The 16502-nt window shown below is 66.4% G+C and carries 24 protein-coding genes; all 24 read right to left on the bottom strand.

The window, feature by feature from the left end; genetic code table 11:
* Positions 1-59: 59 nt before the first annotated feature.
* Positions 60-536 carry a 50S ribosomal protein L15 gene (gene rplO / locus BQ8008_RS01160; protein ID WP_108832441.1) on the bottom strand — a complete coding sequence of 159 codons (477 nt, stop codon included), beginning with the start codon at positions 534-536 and terminating at the stop codon, positions 60-62.
* 1 nt (position 537) lies between these two features.
* Positions 538-744, bottom strand: a complete 207-nt coding sequence (gene rpmD, locus BQ8008_RS01155; RefSeq protein WP_009403599.1) for a 50S ribosomal protein L30 — start codon at positions 742-744, stop codon at positions 538-540.
* Complete coding sequence (gene rpsE, locus BQ8008_RS01150; RefSeq protein WP_003781868.1) at positions 744-1451, bottom strand: 30S ribosomal protein S5; 708 nt, start codon at positions 1449-1451, stop codon at positions 744-746. Before rpsE ends, rpmD begins: the two co-directional genes overlap by 1 nt.
* 34 nt (positions 1452-1485) lie before the next feature.
* Positions 1486-1866: a 50S ribosomal protein L18 gene (gene rplR, locus BQ8008_RS01145; protein WP_108834540.1), complete on the bottom strand. Its 381-nt coding sequence runs from the start codon at positions 1864-1866 to the stop codon at positions 1486-1488.
* 2 nt (positions 1867-1868) lie between these two features.
* Complete coding sequence (gene rplF, locus BQ8008_RS01140; RefSeq protein ID WP_108832440.1) at positions 1869-2408, bottom strand: 50S ribosomal protein L6; 540 nt, start codon at positions 2406-2408, stop codon at positions 1869-1871.
* A gap of 21 nt (positions 2409-2429) precedes the next feature.
* Positions 2430-2828: a 30S ribosomal protein S8 gene (gene rpsH / locus BQ8008_RS01135; RefSeq protein ID WP_003781870.1), complete on the bottom strand. Its 399-nt coding sequence runs from the start codon at positions 2826-2828 to the stop codon at positions 2430-2432.
* Between the two features lie 58 nt (positions 2829-2886).
* Positions 2887-3072, bottom strand: coding sequence for a type Z 30S ribosomal protein S14 (locus tag BQ8008_RS01130; RefSeq protein ID WP_003781856.1), 186 nt, complete (start codon positions 3070-3072; stop codon positions 2887-2889).
* Position 3073: 1 nt separating this feature from the next.
* Positions 3074-3631 (bottom strand): 50S ribosomal protein L5, encoded by a 558-nt coding sequence (gene rplE / locus BQ8008_RS01125; protein WP_108832439.1) that lies wholly within the window; start codon positions 3629-3631, stop codon positions 3074-3076.
* Between the two features lie 2 nt (positions 3632-3633).
* Positions 3634-3978 (bottom strand): 50S ribosomal protein L24, encoded by a 345-nt coding sequence (gene rplX / locus BQ8008_RS01120; RefSeq protein WP_108832438.1) that lies wholly within the window; start codon positions 3976-3978, stop codon positions 3634-3636.
* A 2-nt stretch (positions 3979-3980) separates the two neighbouring features.
* Positions 3981-4349 carry a 50S ribosomal protein L14 gene (gene rplN / locus BQ8008_RS01115; RefSeq protein ID WP_003781898.1) on the bottom strand — a complete coding sequence of 123 codons (369 nt, stop codon included), beginning with the start codon at positions 4347-4349 and terminating at the stop codon, positions 3981-3983.
* Between the two features lie 1328 nt (positions 4350-5677).
* Positions 5678-5971, bottom strand: coding sequence for a 30S ribosomal protein S17 (gene rpsQ / locus BQ8008_RS01110; RefSeq protein ID WP_003789301.1), 294 nt, complete (start codon positions 5969-5971; stop codon positions 5678-5680).
* A complete protein-coding gene (rpmC, locus tag BQ8008_RS01105) occupies positions 5968-6213 on the bottom strand; it encodes a 50S ribosomal protein L29 (protein ID WP_108832437.1) in 246 nt (81 codons plus the stop codon). The genes rpsQ and rpmC overlap by 4 nt, the downstream gene beginning before the upstream one ends.
* Positions 6213-6632 carry a 50S ribosomal protein L16 gene (rplP, locus tag BQ8008_RS01100; RefSeq protein WP_003781881.1) on the bottom strand — a complete coding sequence of 140 codons (420 nt, stop codon included), beginning with the start codon at positions 6630-6632 and terminating at the stop codon, positions 6213-6215. Before rplP ends, rpmC begins: the two co-directional genes overlap by 1 nt.
* A gap of 3 nt (positions 6633-6635) precedes the next feature.
* Positions 6636-7457 (bottom strand): 30S ribosomal protein S3, encoded by an 822-nt coding sequence (rpsC, locus tag BQ8008_RS01095; RefSeq protein ID WP_003789299.1) that lies wholly within the window; start codon positions 7455-7457, stop codon positions 6636-6638.
* On the bottom strand, positions 7457-7834 hold the full coding sequence (rplV, locus tag BQ8008_RS01090; RefSeq protein WP_003789298.1) for a 50S ribosomal protein L22: 378 nt from the start codon (positions 7832-7834) through the stop codon (positions 7457-7459). The genes rpsC and rplV overlap by 1 nt, the downstream gene beginning before the upstream one ends.
* A 31-nt stretch (positions 7835-7865) precedes the next feature.
* Positions 7866-8144, bottom strand: coding sequence for a 30S ribosomal protein S19 (rpsS, locus tag BQ8008_RS01085; RefSeq protein WP_003786073.1), 279 nt, complete (start codon positions 8142-8144; stop codon positions 7866-7868).
* Positions 8145-8158: 14 nt separating this feature from the next.
* A complete protein-coding gene (gene rplB / locus BQ8008_RS01080) occupies positions 8159-8995 on the bottom strand; it encodes a 50S ribosomal protein L2 (protein ID WP_009397492.1) in 837 nt (278 codons plus the stop codon).
* Between the two features lie 26 nt (positions 8996-9021).
* A complete protein-coding gene (rplW, locus tag BQ8008_RS01075) occupies positions 9022-9324 on the bottom strand; it encodes a 50S ribosomal protein L23 (RefSeq protein ID WP_003786064.1) in 303 nt (100 codons plus the stop codon).
* Positions 9321-9965 (bottom strand): 50S ribosomal protein L4, encoded by a 645-nt coding sequence (gene rplD, locus BQ8008_RS01070; protein WP_108832436.1) that lies wholly within the window; start codon positions 9963-9965, stop codon positions 9321-9323. Before rplD ends, rplW begins: the two co-directional genes overlap by 4 nt.
* Positions 9966-9969: 4 nt before the next feature.
* Positions 9970-10638, bottom strand: coding sequence for a 50S ribosomal protein L3 (gene rplC, locus BQ8008_RS01065; RefSeq protein ID WP_108832435.1), 669 nt, complete (start codon positions 10636-10638; stop codon positions 9970-9972).
* Positions 10639-10646: 8 nt separating this feature from the next.
* Positions 10647-10955 (bottom strand): 30S ribosomal protein S10, encoded by a 309-nt coding sequence (rpsJ, locus tag BQ8008_RS01060; protein WP_003786051.1) that lies wholly within the window; start codon positions 10953-10955, stop codon positions 10647-10649.
* 258 nt (positions 10956-11213) lie between these two features.
* On the bottom strand, positions 11214-12461 hold the full coding sequence (locus BQ8008_RS01055) for a class C sortase (protein ID WP_108832434.1): 1248 nt from the start codon (positions 12459-12461) through the stop codon (positions 11214-11216).
* Between the two features lie 236 nt (positions 12462-12697).
* Positions 12698-14404: a SpaH/EbpB family LPXTG-anchored major pilin gene (locus BQ8008_RS01050; protein WP_108832433.1), complete on the bottom strand. Its 1707-nt coding sequence runs from the start codon at positions 14402-14404 to the stop codon at positions 12698-12700.
* Positions 14405-14591: 187 nt separating this feature from the next.
* A complete protein-coding gene (locus BQ8008_RS01045) occupies positions 14592-16199 on the bottom strand; it encodes a SpaH/EbpB family LPXTG-anchored major pilin (RefSeq protein ID WP_108832432.1) in 1608 nt (535 codons plus the stop codon).
* Positions 16200-16502: the final 303 nt, after the last annotated feature.

Below are 16502 nucleotides of genomic sequence, written 5' to 3'. Positions count from 1 at the left end.
CGCTACTCGCCGGCGTCGTTTCTCAGCGGGGTTCATTCCCCCACCGGAACGCCGGATGCTCAGCGCGTGGCGATAGTGCCGCCGGCGGCCTCGATCTTCTCCTTGGCGGAGCTGGACCAGGCGTCGGCCATGAGCGTCAGGGCCACGGTGACGTCGCCGCCGCCGAGGACCTTGACGAGCTGGTTCTTGCGAACCGCGCCCTTGGCGACGAGGTCCTCCACGGTCACCGTGCCGCCCTCGGGGAACAGCTCGGCGATGCGGCCGACGTTCACGGGCTGGTACTCGACACGGTTGGGGTTACGGAAGCCGCGCAGCTTGGGAAGACGCATGTGCAGCGGCATCTGGCCACCCTCGAAACCAGGGCGGACCTGGTAACGAGCCTTGGTGCCCTTGGTACCGCGACCGGCGGTCTTACCCTTGGACGCCTCACCACGACCCACACGGGTCTTGGCCTTCTTGGCGCCGGGGGCGGGACGCAGGTGGTGCAGCTTGACGACGCGCACCTTCTCCTCCTGCGTGTTCTCGGTGTCAGCCATCTCAGACCTCCTCAACGGTGACCAGGTGGTGCACCGTGGCAATCAGGCCGCGCACGCTGGGGGTGTCCTCACGCACGACGGACTGGCGGATCTTGCGCAGACCCAGGGTCTTGAGGGACTCGCGCTGGCGGTGGGTGCCCCCGATGCCAGAGCGAATCTGAGTGACCTTGAGCTGCTTGGTCATCTGCTTCGATGCGGACTCAGCCATCACGCACCCACTCCTTCAGCGGCCTTCTCGGCCTCCTGCTTCTCGGCCTGGGCGCGCTTGTCGGCCTCGCCCTCGGCGCGGGCCCGCAGCATGGACTGCGGGGCGACGTCCTCCAGAGGCAGGCCACGACGGGCCGCGACGGCCTCGGGCTGCTCAAGCTGCTTGAGAGCGTCCACCGTGGCGTGCACGATGTTGATCGCGTTGGAGGAGCCCAGTGACTTGGACAGGATGTCGTGGACACCGGCGCAGTCCAGCACGGCGCGCACCGGACCGCCGGCGATAACACCGGTACCGGGGGAAGCCGGACGCAGGAGGACGACTCCGGCGGAGTCCTCGCCCTGGACCAGGTGCGGGATGGTGCGGCGGATCATCGGGACGTGGAAGAAGTTCTTCTTCGCGATCTCGACGGCCTTGGCAATGGCGGCGGGAACCTCCTTCGCCTTGCCGTAGCCCACGCCGACGGTGCCCTCACCGTCACCGACGACCACGAGGGCCGTGAAGGTGAAGCGGCGGCCGCCCTTGACGACCTTGGACACGCGGTTGATGGTGACGACGCGCTCGATGTACTTGTCGTCGTTGCCGCGACCACGGTCGCGGCGGTCGTTGTTGCGGTCGCGGCGGCCGCGGCCCTCGCCCCGGCGCTCGTCGTTCTCGCGCTGGGCCGAGCCGTCGGACGACGCGGACCTGTCTCGCTGCGGTGCAGCCATCAGATGTTCCTCTGCTTTCTCGTCGTCTTAGTGCTCACAGCTTCAGGCCGCCCTCGCGGGCGCCCTCGGCGACGGCCGCGACACGGCCGTGGTACTTGTTGCCGCCGCGGTCGAACACGACTGTCTCGATGCCCAGCGCCTTGGCGCGCTCGGCGATGAGCTCGCCGACCTTGCGGGCGGCGCCCACCTTGTGGCCCTCGACGCCCTTGGCGGCCTCCTCCAGAGTGGAGGCAGCGCACAGCGTGTGGCCGATGGTGTCGTCCACGACCTGAGCCACCATGTGGCGGTTGGACCGGGTGACCACCAGGCGGGGACGCTCGGGCGTGCCGGAGATGTGCTTGCGCACGCGCTGGTGGCGGATCTTGCGGGCGATGGCGCGGGGGTTGCCCTTGCCCCTCTTGATCGAGTAAGCCATGGTCACTTACCAGCCTTTCCGACCTTGCGGCGCACGTTCTCGCCGGCGTAGCGCACGCCCTTGCCCTTGTAAGGCTCCGGCGGGCGGATCTTGCGGATGTTCGCCGCGACCTCGCCGACCTGCTCCTTGGAGATACCGGAGACGGTGATCTTCAGGTTGCCGTCGACCGTGAAGGTGATGCCCTCGGGGGGCTCGACGGTCACGGTGTGGGAGAAGCCGAGGGAGAGCTCGATGCCCTGGCCCTTGGCGGCGACGCGGTAACCGGTGCCGACGATCTCGAGCTGCCTGGAGTAGCCCTCGGTGACGCCGATCACCATGTTGTTGATGAGGGTGCGCGACAGTCCGTGCAGCGAGCGCGAGCGGCGCTCGTCGTCGGGACGCGTGACCAGAATGGAGCCGTCCTCCTGGCGGGTGACGCTCAGGGGCTCGCTGATCGTGCGGGACAGGGTGCCCTTGGGGCCCTTGACCGTCACGTCCTGGCCGTCGATGGTGACGTCCACTCCGGCGGGAACCGGAACGGGGAGCCGTCCAATACGAGACATGGTTTTCCTCCGTTCCTTCTCTTACCAGACGTAGGCGAGGACTTCGCCGCCCACGCCACGCGACTCGGCCTGCTTGTCGGTCAGGAGGCCGGAGGAGGTGGACAGGATCGCCACTCCCAGGCCGCCGAGGACCTTGGGCAGGTTGGTGGACTTGGCGTAGACGCGCAGGCCGGGCTTGGAGATCCGGCGCAGGCCCTGGATGGCCCGCTGGCGGTTGGCTCCGTACTTGAGGCTCAGCGTGAGCGTCTTGCCGACCTCGGCGTCCGTGACCTCGTAGCCGGCGATGTAGCCCTCGGACTTGAGCATCTCAGCGATGTTCACCTTGAGCTTGCTCGACGGCATCGACACGGTGTCGTGGTAGGCGCTGTTTGCGTTGCGCAGACGGGTCAGCATGTCTGCGATGGGGTCTGTCATTGTCATGAGTGGGCCTTAGCCCTTCCTCGTCGTGGTTTCCTTACCGGACCTGCGACGTAAGTTCTTACCAGCTGGACTTGCTCACGCCCGGGAGCTCGCCGCGAAGGGCCATCTCACGCAGGCAGATACGGCACAGGCCGAACTTGCGGTACACCGAGTGCGGGCGGCCGCAGCGCTGGCAGCGCGTGTAGGCACGGACACCGAACTTGGGCTTGCGGTTCGCCTTCTCAATCAGAGCGGTCTTCGCCATGTCACTTCTCCTTGAAGGGGAAGCCGAGCTGCTTGAGCAGCGAGCGGGCCTCCTCGTCGGTCTTGGCCGTGGTCACCACGGTGATGTCCATGCCGCGGACGCGGTCGATCTGGTCCTGGTCGATCTCGTGGAAGACGGCCTGCTCGGTCAGACCGAAGGTGTAGTTGCCGTTCCCGTCGAACTGCTTGGGGCTCAGACCGCGGAAGTCGCGGATGCGGGGCAGGGAGATCGACACCAGACGGTCCAGGAACTCCCACATGCGGTCGCCGCGCAGCGTGGAGTGCGCGCCGATCGGCATGCCCTCGCGCAGCTTGAACTGCGCGATGGACTTGCGGGCCCGGGTGACCTGGGGCTTCTGACCCGTGATGGCGGCGAGGTCGCGCACGGCGCCCTCGATCATCTTGGAGTCGTGGGCGGCCTCGCCCACACCCATGTTGACGACGACCTTGACGACGCGCCCGACCTCCATCACGTTGCTGTGCTGGAACTCCTTGAGCAGGGCGGGGCGCACCTCCTCGGTGTACTTCGTCTTGAGACGGGGGGTGGTCTTGTCAGCCATGGTCACAGGTCCTCCCCGCTCTTCTTGGCGTAGCGCACGCGGACGGTGCGCTTGCGGCCGTTGGGACGCACGCCCTCCTCGACGCGGAAGCCCACGCGGGTGCGCTTCTTGGTCTTGGGGTCGACGAGCATGACGTTGGAGGCGTGGATGGGCGCCTCAACGGTCTCGATGCCGCCGGTGCGGGCGCCCTGCTGGGACTGCCCCACCTTGGTGTGCTTGGTAACGCGCTGGACGCCCTCGACGATGACACGGTCGGTGTCTTTGAGGACCTCCAGGACGCGGCCGGTCTTGCCCTTGTCCTTACCGGCGATGACGATGACCTGGTCGCCCTTCTTGATGCGTGCCATGTTCAGATCACCTCCGGGGCGAGCGAGACGATGCGCATGAACTTCTTCTCGCGAAGCTCACGGCCGACGGGGCCGAAGATGCGCGTACCGCGCGGCTCCCCGTCGTTCTTGAGGATGACGGCGGCGTTCTCGTCGAAGCGGATGTACGAGCCGTCGGGACGACGACGCTCCTTGCGGGCACGCACGACGACGGCCTTGACGACCTCGCCCTTCTTCACGTTGCCGCCGGGAATGGCGTCCTTGACGGTGGCGACGATCGTGTCGCCGATACCCGCATAGCGCCGACCCGATCCACCGAGAACACGGATGCAAAGGATCTCCTTGGCACCGGTGTTGTCGGCGACCTTCAGTCGCGACTCCTGCTGGATCATTGAGTGTTCTCCTGTCGTCGAGCCGGTTCTCAGGAAGCTCCCGAGCCTGGCCGAACGTTCTTCTGGTCTTGCACACGTCTCCCCCGGCCGCAGGCCGCACGAGGCCGACCCAGGGATGAGGGGATGTCCGCGGTACGCTCCCCCGACAGACACAGGCGCAGGCTGCACGAGGTCTCTGCCGGGCGCACCGAGGGCGCGCGCAACTCCATTAGCCTAGTCCAGCCGCCGCATCAAGCGGTACCTGAGATGACCACCCCGCCCTGTGCCTTTGCTCACCGGCTTTTCCCGGACCTCCGGCATCGATGCCGAAGGTGGTGGCCGACGTCGTCGCAGACCCAGCGACCTGCAAGCAGGGCAACGCCACAGAGCGCTCCCAGCGGAGGCTAAACGCTACTGCACGAGGTATGGAGGCCACTGGCCGACAGGTGGGTGTACTCCACGGGGGTCGGGGTCTCGTGCAGTACGGACAACCCCTGGCCAGTACAAACCCACCCTCGTGCATTAGCCGACCTGAGAGGGGCTCGGGCCGCAGACGGCGTCGACAGAGTCCGATGAGGCGAGAGCGGCTCGGGCTGTTCCGCTGATGCGTTGGTGACTGCGGTTCGCGTCGAGGACGTACTTTCCGTTTGGGGACTGCGTTTTCCCGCAGAATACTGGGATCTACCCGTAGTCATTTGCGAGACAACGCAGTCCTGGAGGCAAAAGTACGTCCTCGAGGGTATGCAGGCTCCCGCAGCCGGCCTGCGGTCAGTGCGCTGCGCCGGCCAGAGTCGCGTCTGGGTGCAGGGCTCGACATGCTCATTACCCTGGCCAGAAGATCGAAGACTCCGACCTGCCGCCGGCCCCGATGGCCGGGGCGGCGATGTCCTCTTCATCGGGGACTCACAGGGCCCCGACCTGCCGGTGCCCCAGCGGTGGCATCGGGCGTCGGTCAGGCCTCGCACCCCCCGGCAGCCCTCCCTGCCCGCGCCTCAGAAGCCATGACACTCACATGTCTCAGAAGTGAGGAGACACGACATACCACCCCGACCTCATGTAGAGCCGCGTACCGGCGGGGCGCCGTCGGGCACCACAGGGCGTCCGCGTCCCGAGTCGCTCGCGTCCACACCGCCTACTGACACGATTCCTTCAAGGTACGCAGCCAGAACCGAACAGGAGGAGAGCCGCTGGGCACCAACGGCACCCGCCCCACCAGTCTTCTGCGGGCAGTCGTCGCAGTCGTACGTGAAGGCCTGTGGTCAACAACAACGACGCCGCAGCCTCCCGGGCGGGAGGCTGCGGCGTCGGATGCCGTCTCGACGTCGTCGAAGGCGGCGTTCAGCCGAGGGTCACTTGGCGCGCTCGAGGATCTCCAGGAGGCGGAAGTGCTTGGTGGCGCTCAGCGGGCGGGTCTCCATGATGGAGACGAGATCGCCGACGCCGGCCTCGTTGTTCTCGTCGTGGACCTTGACCTTCTTGGAGCGACGGAGGACCTTGCCGTACAGGGAGTGCTTGTAGCGCTCCTCGACGAGGACGACAACCGTCTTGTCCATCTTGTCGGAGACGACGTAGCCACGACGCACCTTGCGCTGGGGGCGCTCGGTGGACTGCTCGACGTTCTCGGTGCTGGTCTGCTCGCTCACTTGGACTCCTCCGTGCTCGGGGCGGTGCGAATACCGAGCTCACGCTCGCGCACGATCGTGTAGATACGGGCGATGTCGCGACGCACAGCCTTGAGACGTCCGTGGTCCTCGAGCTGGCCGGTCGCGGAGGCGAACCGGAGGTTGAACAGCTCGGCCTTGGCCTTGGAGAGCTCCTCGGCGAGGCGCTCATTGTCCATGCCGTCGAGGTCGGTGGGGGCCAGGCCCTTGGAACCGATTGCCATCAGACGTCACCACCCTCACGAGTCACGAAACGGGTCTTCATCGGAAGCTTGTGCTGTGCGCGGCGCATGGCCTCGCGGGCGAGGGCCTCGTCGACACCGCCGAGCTCGAACAGGATGCGTCCGGGCTTGACGTTGGCGATCCACCACTCGGGTGCACCCTTACCGGAACCCATACGGGTCTCGGCGGGCTTCTTGGTCAGGGGGCGGTCCGGGAAGATGTTGATCCACACCTTGCCGCCACGCTTGATGTGGCGGGTCATGGCGATACGGGCCGCCTCGATCTGGCGGTTGGTGATGTAGGCGGGCTCGAGAGCCTGGATGCCGTACTCACCGAAGGCGATCTGGTTGCCGCCCTTGGAAAGGCCCGTGCGGTGCGGGCGGTGCTGCTTGCGGAACTTGGTCCGGCGGGGAATGAGCACGGCTCAGGCCTCCGTTCCCTGGTCTGCGGCAGCGGTCTCGGCGGCCGGCGTCTGCTCGGCGGCCTGCTGCTGCTCGGTGTTCTGACGCGAACCGCGCTCGCCGCGGTCGCCACGACGGCCGCCGCGGCGCTCGCCCCGGCCCCGGCCACGGGAGCCGGACTCGGCCTGCTGGCGGGCGAACTCGCGCTCGGTGATGTCGCCCTTGTAGATCCACACCTTGACGCCGAGGCGGCCGAAGGTGGTCTTGGCCTCGTAGAAGCCGTAGTCGATGTTCGCGCGCAGGGTGTGCAGCGGCACGCGCCCCTCGCGGTAGAACTCGCTGCGGCTCATCTCGGCGCCGCCCAGGCGGCCGGAGCACTGGACTCGGATGCCCTTGGCGCCGGCACGCATCGCGGACTGCATGCCCTTGCGCATCGCGCGGCGGAAGGACACGCGGGAGGCGAGCTGCTCGGCGATGCCCTGGGCGACCAGCTGGGCGTCCAGGTCGGGGCTCTTGACCTCGAGGATGTTGAGCTGGACCTGCTTGCCGGTCAGCTTCTCGAGCTGACCGCGCAGGCGCTCGGCCTCGGCTCCGCGGCGACCGATGACGATGCCGGGACGGGCGGTGTGCAGGTCGACGCGCACGCGGTCACGGGTGCGCTCGATGTCGACCTTGGAGATACCGGCCCGCTCCATGCCGTCCTCCATGAGGCGGCGGATCTTGACATCCTCCTCCACGAAGTCGCGGTAACGCTGACCGGGCTTGGTGGAGTCGGCGAACCAGCGCGAGCGGTGGTCCGTGGTGATGCCCAGGCGGAACCCGGTCGGGTTGACCTTCTGCCCCATTACCGGGCTCCTTCCTTCGTTGCGGCGTCGGACTTGTCCCCGACGATGACGGTGATGTGGCTGGTGCGCTTCAGGATCCTGCTGGCCCGGCCCTGCGCCCGGGGACGGAACCGCTTCAGGGTGGGACCCTCGTCGGCGAACGCCTCGATGATGAACAGGTCGTTCTCGTCGAAACGCTCACCATCACGCTCAGCCTTGAACCGGGCGTTGGCGATTGCGGACTCGAGGACCTTGCGCACCGGCACCGCAGCGGCCTGCGGGGCGAATCGGAGCACGTTGACGGCCTCGACGGCACGCTTGCCGCGGACGACGTCCACGACTCGGCGCGCCTTCATCGGCGTGCAGCGCACGTACTTGGCCTGCGCCTTGGCTTCCATGTTCTCTGCCTCTCAAACTTTCCGACGTCCGTCAGCGACGCGACTTGCGGTCGTCCTTGACGTGCCCGCGGAAGGTGCGGGTCGGAGCGAACTCACCGAGCTTGTGGCCCACCATGGACTCGGTAACGAAGACCGGCACGTGCTTACGACCGTCGTGGACGGCGAAGGTGTGCCCCAGGAAGTCCGGTGTGATGACCGAACGGCGGGACCAGGTCTTGATGACGTTCTTGGTGCCCTTCTCGTTCTGAGCGTCCACCTTCTTGAGGAGGTGGTCGTCGACGAAGGGACCCTTCTTCAGACTACGCGGCATGATTCAGGCTCCTATCAGCGCTTCTTGCCGGTCCGACGACGACGCACGATGAGACGGTCGCTGGACTTGTTGGGACGGCGGGTGCGGCCCTCGGGCTTGCCCCACGGCGAGACGGGGTGACGACCACCGGAGGTCTTGCCCTCACCACCACCGTGCGGGTGGTCCACCGGGTTCATGACGACACCGCGAACGGTCGGGCGCACGCCCTTCCAGCGCATGCGGCCGGCCTTACCCCAGTTGATGTTGGACTGCTCGGCGTTGCCGACCTCGCCGATGGTGGCGCGGCAGGCGGCCTCCACGTTGCGGATCTCCCCGGAGGGCATGCGCAGCTGCGCGTACTTGCCCTCCTTGGCGACCAGCTGGACGGAGGTACCGGCGCTGCGGGCGATCTTGGCTCCACCACCGGGACGCAGCTCGACCGCGTGGACGACCGTACCGGTGGGGATGTGACGCAGCTGCAGGTTGTTGCCGGGCTTGATGTCGGCGCTCGGGCCGGCCTCGACGACGTCGCCCTGACGGAGCTTGTTCGGAGCGATGATGTAGCGCTTCTCGCCGTCGACGTAGTGCAGCAGGGCGATGCGCGCGGTGCGGTTGGGGTCGTACTCGATGTGAGCGACCTTGGCGGGCACGCCGTCCTTGTCGTGACGACGGAAGTCGATGAGACGGTAGGCGCGCTTGTGGCCGCCACCCTTGTGGCGGGTGGTGATGCGGCCGGAGGAGTTGCGTCCACCGGACTTGCTCAGCGGGCGCACCAGCGACTTCTCGGGCGTGCTACGCGTGATCTCCACGAAGTCGGCCACGGAGGAGCCGCGACGACCCGGGGTCGTGGGCTTGTACTTACGGATTCCCATATCGGTCCTTTACCTTCCGTGGCGCACTAGGCCACATCACCGAAGATGTCGATGGTCCCCTCGCGCAGGGTGACGATCGCACGGCGGGTGTCCTTGGACTTGCCGATCCCGGTACGGGTGCGGTGCGTCTTGCCCTTGCGGTTGATGGTGTTCACCGAGGAGACCTTGACGTCGAAGATGGCCTCGACGGCCTGCTTGATCTCGGTCTTGTTGGATCCCGGCGCCACGATGAACGTGTACTGGCCACGGTCCATGCAGGCGTAGGACTTCTCGGAGACCACCGGCGCGATGATGACGTCGCGGGGGTTCTTGGACTTCTCGAGGCTCACTTGGACTCCTCCTCACCCTTGCCCAGGAACGCGTCCAGGCCAGAGGCCGTGAAGACGACGTCGTCGGACTTGAGGACGTCGTAGGTGTTGAGCTGGTCGGCCCACAGGACGTGCGCCTCGGGGGCGTTGCGCAGGCTGAGCCTGGACAGGTCGTCCTGACGGTCCACAATCACCAGGGCCTTGCGGTCGGTGAGGTTGCGCAGCGCGACCAGGGCGTTCTTGGTGGAGGGCACCGTGGTGGTGACGAACTCGGTGATGACGTGGACACGGCCGTTGCGGGCGCGGTCGGACAGGGCGCTGCGCAGGGCGGCGGCCTTCATCTTCTTGGGGGTCCGCTGGGTGTAGTCACGCGGCTGGGGGCCGTGGACAGTGCCACCGCCGACGAACTGCGGGGCGCGGGTCGAGCCCTGGCGGGCGCGACCGGTGCCCTTCTGACGGTAGGGCTTGCGGCCACCGCCGCGGACGTCACCGCGGGTCTTGGTGGCGTGGGTGCCCTGGCGGGCCGCGGCCAGCTGGCCGACGACGACCTGGTGCATGAGCGGAATGTTGAGGGGGGTGTCGAAGACCTCGGCGGGCAGCTCGACGCTACCGGTCTTCTTGCCCGTGGAGTCGACGACGTCGACGGTGAGTGCCTCAGTCATGGTCTCAGGCTCCCTTCACGGCGGTGCGGACGACGACGACCGAGCCCTTGGGGCCGGGGATCGCGCCGTTGACGAGCAGAACGCCCTTGTCAACGTCGACGCCGCGGATCTTGAGGTTCTGGACGGTGCGGCGCGCGTGGCCCATGCGACCGGCCATGCGCAGGCCCTTGAAGATGCGGCCGGGGGTGGCGCAGGCACCGATGGAGCCGGGCTTGCGGTGGTTGCGGTGAGCACCGTGGGAGGCGCCCACACCGGCGAAGCCGTGGCGCTTCATGACACCGGCGAACCCCTTGCCCTTGGAGGTCCCGGTGACGTCGACCAGCTGGCCGACCTCGAAGGTGTCGGCGGCCAGCTCCTGGCCGGGGGTGAACTCCGAGGCCAGGGAGGTGCGGACCTCGGCCACGTGGCGACGGGGGGCGACCCCGGCCTTGGCGAAGTGGCCGGCGAGCGGCTTGGTGACCTTGCGGGCGTCGATGTCGCCGAAGGCGAGCTGAACGGCCTCGTAGCCATCGGTCTCGATGGTGCGGACCTGGGTCACGACGTTGGTGTCGACCCGGACGACGGTCACAGGGCGCAGGACCCCGTTCTCGTCCCAGATCTGCGTCATGCCGAGCTTGGTGCCGAGCAGCGCCTTGGCAGGCGCGGCGGCAGCCGGCGTGTTAAGCGTTGTCATGGCAGTCCTCAGAGCTTGATCTCGATGTTGACGTCAGCGGGCAGGTCGAGACGCATGAGCGAGTCGACGGCCTTGGGCGTCGGGTCGACGATGTCGATCAGCCGCTTGTGCGTGCGCATCTCGAAGTGCTCGCGGCTGTCCTTGTACTTGTGCGGCGACCGGATCACGCAGAACACGTTCTTCTCGGTCGGCAGCGGCACCGGGCCCACGACCGTCGCACCAGCGCGGGTCACGACGTCGACGATCTTGCGCGCCGAGGAGTCGATGACCTCGTGGTCGTAGGACTTGAGCCGGATGCGGATCTTCTGTCCCGCCATGGCGCCTAACCTCTCTTGTACTTGCTTCTGGCCGGTCCACGCGCTCGGGCGTGTCGCTGAGCGACGCACACCGCTCCGTTGTCAGGAGGCGGTGAACCGGTCTGGACACACGGAAACCCGTTCAGGAGGAACGGGTCCGTCAGAATGAATCCCGGGTGACCCCCGGGGCGGCACAACCAGGAGCATGCACGAGCGCGCCCCTGGCCGGCCGGATTACGGTATCAGGGCTCGCACGGGCAGCGGAACCCGAGACAGGGCCTAGATGCTGTGAGTCCGCCCACTGGCACCCGCACTCGGGCGTGTCGCGTTCACTACCGGGATCTCCGCGGTGTCGATGAGCTCCTGAACATCTGATTGACCAGACGGCTGCGACAGAGACGCGATCTCCTCCAGAAGCTTCAGGTTCTCCGCCTCGGAGATCTGCGGTGGAACCGGCAGGTCGGTGAACCAGCGCCGGGGCTCCACGCCGGCGTCATTGTCCATCCAGTTCTGCATCTGCTCCTCCCAGGTCTGGGGCCGCGGCTCCTGCTCCTCGTCACGCCTCAGAGCCAAGGCTCGTTCCTTGCGCTCCCTGGCCCGAGCGGCTGCGTAGCCCGAGCGCCACAGGTGCAGGCCGACGACGATCAGCCCCGCCACCAGCGCAATGATCCACCAGGGGAAGGTGGGGACCTCGGGCCGTTTGCCGGCCGCTGCAACGTCGCCGGCGGGGGTGGGGTAGATGCGCTCACCGGTCAGCAGGATGCGGTGGGTGTTGATGCCCAAAGGCGTACAGGTCACCAGGGTGAGCAGGTCCTTGCCCTCCTCGGCGCGCAGGGCCTCGGTCTCCTCGGGCTCGACGACCTTCGTGCTGGCGACCCGGTAGGTGAGAACCTCGCCGAAGACCTCGACGATGAGGCTGTCGCCGTCCTTGACCTTGTCCAGGTTGGTGAACATGGTGGCCTCGGCCAGGCCACGGTGCCCGGTGATGACCGAGCGCGTGCCCGCTCCTCCGACCGGCAACGAGGTTCCCTCCAGGTGTCCCAGGCCCTTGAGCAGGGTGTCGTCGGCGGTACCGTGGTAGACGGGAAGGTCCAGGGAGATCGAGGGGATCTTGAGGCGGGCCATCAGCCCCTCGTCATTCGCCTTGAGGATCGAGGTGTAGCTCAAGGAGCTGTCCGAGCTCGAGCCGGCACCGGTGGGGACGTGGTTGTTGGCCTCCAGGACGGCACCGGAGGAGAGCGCCTCGTTGTAGGCGTGCGCCTGGGCGATCTGGGTCTTGGCGTCGGGTCGGGCGTCGTCGACCTGAGCGGAGTAGTCGGCCGTCACCTTCGACTGGTTGTACTGGGCGATCCATGATGCCGCTGTTGGGTAGGCCAGGAGCCCCATGCCCGCGATCGCCATGACGGAGGTGATGAGAGCGGAGATCGACAGACGCCAGGCCCGGGGTCGGCGGTGCTTCTGGGTGCTCGAGGCGCGCGAGCGCGGAGTCCGGGCGGTGCGGGGTGTGCGTGCGTTGCGGGAGATCATGGGGCCTCATGCGCTTCCAGGGTCGGGTGTAGTGGGTGGGGATGGTGCGAGTTCGCATATGACGGCGCAGGCGCTCGACGGATGGAGGTCCGGCGAATGCCTGCACCGTTACCGCTCGGGCCACGACCTCACGATCGAGACAGGTTCAGAACCCGGTCAAGACGTGGTTGAGGGAGGGCTCTTGCGGTCGTGGCTGTCGGCCGGGGCTCACGGGCCCCGGCCGACAGCGGTAGTCATCAGAGCGCGGGGTTCGCGTTCTGCTTGCGCTCGCGGTAGCGGGCCACGAGGACGGATCCGACGGCGATCATCAGCAGGGCCGCACCGGAGGCGGTCAGGATGAGCATGCCGTTGGCACCGGTCAGCGGCAGCCCCGGAACCGTCTGCTTGGTGTTCTCGATGGTGACATCGTCCGTGGTTTCGGCACCGACCGTGACCTTGACGGGAGTCACGGCGTCGTCGCCGGAGGGCAGGACGAAGCCGGCGGGCGCCTTGGTCTCCACCAGCACGTAGCAGCGCTCGGCAGCGTTGACCTTGTTGTCCCGGTCCGCCCCGTCGATGGAGTCGGAGACGAACAGGCCCTTGATGTCGATGGTACCGTTGCCATCGGTAGTGAGGGTGGTCTTGCCGTCAACTGAGATCGCATCCCCCACCTTCTCCTTGGTGCAGGTGCCTGCGTAAGACTCCTTGGCCTTGAACAGCTGGAACTCGGCGCCCTTGAGGCCGGCCTTACTGCCGGCCCGGTCGTGGCTGTCAAGCTTCTTGATCGTCAGGTTGCCCCAGTTGGTGGTCACCGTGTCGGTCGTCGGCGGGTCATTGGGGTCGACCGGTGGGTCGCTCGGGTCCGGAGGCGTGGTGGCGTAGGTGGTATCGGAGATGAGCTGCGCCGTGTTGTTGATGCTGCCGTCACCGGCTTCGGAGACAGTTCCTTCGAAGATCACCTGGACGTTCTTGCCCGGGAGGTCCTTGAGCTTGGCCAGGCCGGCCTTGGTGAAGGTCACCGTCACGGTCTGCCCGTCGACCGCCACCTGGTAGTCAGTGTCATCGAGCGGAGCTCCGTCGAGGGTGACGTCCGCGGCCGTCGGCCCCGTGAGGCGCGCGTCCAGGGTGTCCTTGAGCTGGAAGTACTTGTAGTGAGAGGTGTCATCCAGCTTCGGCAGGGTCGAGGTGACCGGGAAGCGGACCTTGGAACCCACGGCGTAGCCGTTGACCTTCTGGTCCTGGATGGTCTTGGAGACCTCGATCTTCTCGTTCTTGGGGTAGACGTGGACGTCGTAGAGCCACTGTCCCTGTCCATCGGCGGTGTTGGGGTGGGGAATCGTCACGACGAAGGGCTTGGCCTTCTGAACGATGTTGCCGGGGGTCTTGGTCTCGCACACGAGGTAGGCCTTGACCGGCATGCTGTTAATGGTCGCCTCACCGGAGGCGTCTGTATCCGGGGACGTCATCCCCGCCTCGAAGGAGTAATCATCCAGCACGGGCCTGGCCGGGTCGGCGCAAGCGCTGTCCGGGATGGCACCGGGTGTGGACAGGGCACTGACCTTGTTCCAGTGCGCGGGGTCCTTGAGGTTGATCTCGGTGATCGGGTAGGCGGTGAACTGCACTCCGGAGACAGGTGCACCCTTCTCGGTCTGCAGGACGGGAGTCACGGTGAACGGCTCACCCTGGACGAGTCCCTCAACTCGCCCAGGCTGAAACTCAGGACGGAGGGGCGGTCTCCCAAGGGGCGGGCCTCCGGCCACAGGACTGCCGTCGGGGAGACCGATCGGTTCACCGCCGCCGTTGAGGTGCTTGTGGATGGTGAGGGAGCCTAACGCTTCGGTCTTGATGTCTCCGTAGTTGGCGTCCTCGGCCTGGGCCATGGGGGCCAGACCAAGCACGGCCAGAGTGAGGACACCGGCCGTGACCGCGGCCCGACGCCCCAGCGTGCTGGCGTTGTGCTTCATGGGTTGGGATTTCCTTTCACTGTGCGCCGTCGGGGAGGACAGACGCATGGCAGGGGTATCAAGAGGAAGCGTGTTCTCCGGCGAACGTCTCCGTCTTGTCTGGGGTACGGCCTCGTGTGTGAGGCTCGGCCTTCTCGGCGGTGGCCGCCGGCTGAGGCCCACGAGTCTCAGCCGGCGGCGGTTGTCATCAGGAGGAGAGCTCCGCGATCTGCTTGCGCTCGCGGTAGCGGGCCACGAGGACGGATCCGACGGCGATCATCAGCAGGGCCGCACCGGAGGCGGTCAGGATGAGCATGCCGTTGGCACCGGTCAGCGGCAGCCCCGGAACCGCCTGCTTGGTGTTCTCAATGACGACGTTGTCCGAGACACCAGCACCGGACTGGACCTTCACAGCAGTCACGGCATCATCCCCGGCGGGAAGAACGAACCCGGCAGGAGCCTTGGTCTCCACCAGCACGTAGCAGCGCTCGGCAGCGTTGACCTTGTTGTCCCGGTCCGCCCCGTCAACGGAGTCGGAGACGAACAGGCCCTTGACATCGATAGTGCCATCGTCACCCGTGGTCAACGTGGTCTCGCCGCCCACGGAGATGGCCTCCCCCTCCTTCTCCTTGGAGCAGGTGCCCGCATACGCATCCTTGGCCTTGAACAGCTGGAACTCAGCACCCTTCAGACCAGCCTTCCCCTGAGCCTTGTCATTGGCATCCACCTTCGTGATCACCAGGTCACCCCAATGAGTCACCACCTCGTTGGAGGTCGGAGGGTTGACAGGGTTGGTGGGAGGCGTCTCAGGTGTCGGAGGCTGGTCGGCATAGACGGTGTCAGCCAACACCTGAGCTGTATTCTTGATGGAACCATCACCCGCGGAGGTCACCTTGCCCTGGAAGGTGGCGGACACCGTCTTGGTGGCGGCATCCTTGAGCTTCGCCAGACCTGAGGCGGTGAAGGTGACGGTCACGGTCTGCCCGTCGACCGCCACCGTGTAGTCGGTGGTCTCAAGACTCGCCCCCTCGATAGTGACCTCAGTGGCGGTCACCTCTGAGAGGCGCGCGTCCAGGGTGTCCTTGAGCTGGAAGTACTTGTAGTGGGACTTGGCGTCGAGGGTCGCCAGCTCAGAACTCACCGGGAACTTGACGAGGGAGCCGACGCCGTAGCCATTGACCTTCTGTTCCTGAACGCTCTTCTCAACGTCAATGGCCTCGTTCTTGGGATAGACGTGGACGTCGTAGAGCCACCTGCCATCCGCGTCCTCAGCGGCGGTGTTCGGGTGAGGAATCGTCACCACGAAGGGCTTGGCCTTCTGAACGATGTCACCGGGCGTCTTGGTCTCACACACGAGATATGCCTTGACCGGCATGCCGGAGATCGTGGCGACACCCTGGTTACTGGTCTCAGAGGAGGACAGACCACTGCCCAACGTGTGCCCTGCCAGCACGGGAGTGGTAGGGGTTGTGCAGGCACTGTCCGGCACACCGCTCTGGGACAGAGCACTGATCGTCTCCCAGCCCGCGGGGTCCTTCAGATCGACGTCGGTGATCGGGTAGGCGGTGAAGACGACGCCCGGGATAGGTTCACCCTTGTCCATGTTGTTCAGAGCGGTGCCGTCGGGGGCGCCGATGGGGTTCCCGTCTCCAGTGAGGTGCTTGTGGATGATAAGGGAGCCTGATGCGTCGGTCTTGATGTCTCCGTAGTTGGGATCCTCTGCCTGGGCCACGGGGGCCAGGCCGAGAACAGCCAGGGTCAGGACACCGGCTACGGCCGCAACCCGACGCCCCAGCGTGCTGGCGTTGTGCTTCATGGGTTGGGATTTCCTTTCACTGTGCGCTGCCGGGGAGGACAGACGCATGGCAGGGGTATCAATAGGGAGCGTGTTCTCCGGCGAAAGTCTCCGTCCTGCCCGACGGCGTCAGCGGAACAACGCCGGAACCGCCCACTCAAGAGCGTTAGCGTCCACATGTGGGCACTGTCGATAAACTAGTCCAGGAAACCGAGAAAAACCGGGTCGGTAATGGATCTGAAATCGTCCGTTACTTCATTGCGACGCTATTCATTACGCTCACGTCACAGCATTTGCGCATTGTGTAGTTCGCGCGACTATTCA

This window comes from Actinomyces sp. Marseille-P3109 (genome assembly GCF_900323545.1).
Taxonomy (GTDB): Bacteria; Actinomycetota; Actinomycetes; order Actinomycetales; family Actinomycetaceae; genus Actinomyces.
The sequence above is the reverse complement of the archived record's forward strand: the minus strand, read 5'-3'. Positions and strand labels throughout refer to the sequence as shown.

Excerpts from the sequence above, each read along its gene's own strand:
- rplO (WP_108832441.1), bottom strand. The coding sequence starts at position 536 with ATGGCTGACACCGAGAACACGCAGGAGGAGAAGGTGCGCGTCGTCAAG.
- rpmD (WP_009403599.1), bottom strand. The coding sequence starts at position 744 with ATGGCTGAGTCCGCATCGAAGCAGATGACCAAGCAGCTCAAGGTCACT.
- rpsE (WP_003781868.1), bottom strand. The coding sequence starts at position 1,451 with ATGGCTGCACCGCAGCGAGACAGGTCCGCGTCGTCCGACGGCTCGGCC.
- rplR (WP_108834540.1), bottom strand. The coding sequence starts at position 1,866 with ATGGCTTACTCGATCAAGAGGGGCAAGGGCAACCCCCGCGCCATCGCC.
- rplF (WP_108832440.1), bottom strand. The coding sequence starts at position 2,408 with ATGTCTCGTATTGGACGGCTCCCCGTTCCGGTTCCCGCCGGAGTGGAC.
- rpsH (WP_003781870.1), bottom strand. The coding sequence starts at position 2,828 with ATGACAATGACAGACCCCATCGCAGACATGCTGACCCGTCTGCGCAAC.
- BQ8008_RS01130 (WP_003781856.1), bottom strand. The coding sequence starts at position 3,072 with ATGGCGAAGACCGCTCTGATTGAGAAGGCGAACCGCAAGCCCAAGTTC.
- rplE (WP_108832439.1), bottom strand. The coding sequence starts at position 3,631 with ATGGCTGACAAGACCACCCCCCGTCTCAAGACGAAGTACACCGAGGAG.
- rplX (WP_108832438.1), bottom strand. The coding sequence starts at position 3,978 with ATGGCACGCATCAAGAAGGGCGACCAGGTCATCGTCATCGCCGGTAAG.
- rplN (WP_003781898.1), bottom strand. The coding sequence starts at position 4,349 with ATGATCCAGCAGGAGTCGCGACTGAAGGTCGCCGACAACACCGGTGCC.
- rpmC (WP_108832437.1), bottom strand. The coding sequence starts at position 6,213 with ATGGCAATCGGTTCCAAGGGCCTGGCCCCCACCGACCTCGACGGCATG.
- rpsC (WP_003789299.1), bottom strand. The coding sequence starts at position 7,457 with ATGGGGCAGAAGGTCAACCCGACCGGGTTCCGCCTGGGCATCACCACG.
- rplV (WP_003789298.1), bottom strand. The coding sequence starts at position 7,834 with ATGGAAGCCAAGGCGCAGGCCAAGTACGTGCGCTGCACGCCGATGAAG.
- rpsS (WP_003786073.1), bottom strand. The coding sequence starts at position 8,144 with ATGCCGCGTAGTCTGAAGAAGGGTCCCTTCGTCGACGACCACCTCCTC.
- rplB (WP_009397492.1), bottom strand. The coding sequence starts at position 8,995 with ATGGGAATCCGTAAGTACAAGCCCACGACCCCGGGTCGTCGCGGCTCC.
- rplD (WP_108832436.1), bottom strand. The coding sequence starts at position 9,965 with ATGACTGAGGCACTCACCGTCGACGTCGTCGACTCCACGGGCAAGAAG.
- rplC (WP_108832435.1), bottom strand. The coding sequence starts at position 10,638 with ATGACAACGCTTAACACGCCGGCTGCCGCCGCGCCTGCCAAGGCGCTG.
- rpsJ (WP_003786051.1), bottom strand. The coding sequence starts at position 10,955 with ATGGCGGGACAGAAGATCCGCATCCGGCTCAAGTCCTACGACCACGAG.
- BQ8008_RS01055 (WP_108832434.1), bottom strand. The coding sequence starts at position 12,461 with ATGATCTCCCGCAACGCACGCACACCCCGCACCGCCCGGACTCCGCGC.
- BQ8008_RS01050 (WP_108832433.1), bottom strand. The coding sequence starts at position 14,404 with ATGAAGCACAACGCCAGCACGCTGGGGCGTCGGGCCGCGGTCACGGCC.
- BQ8008_RS01045 (WP_108832432.1), bottom strand. The coding sequence starts at position 16,199 with ATGAAGCACAACGCCAGCACGCTGGGGCGTCGGGTTGCGGCCGTAGCC.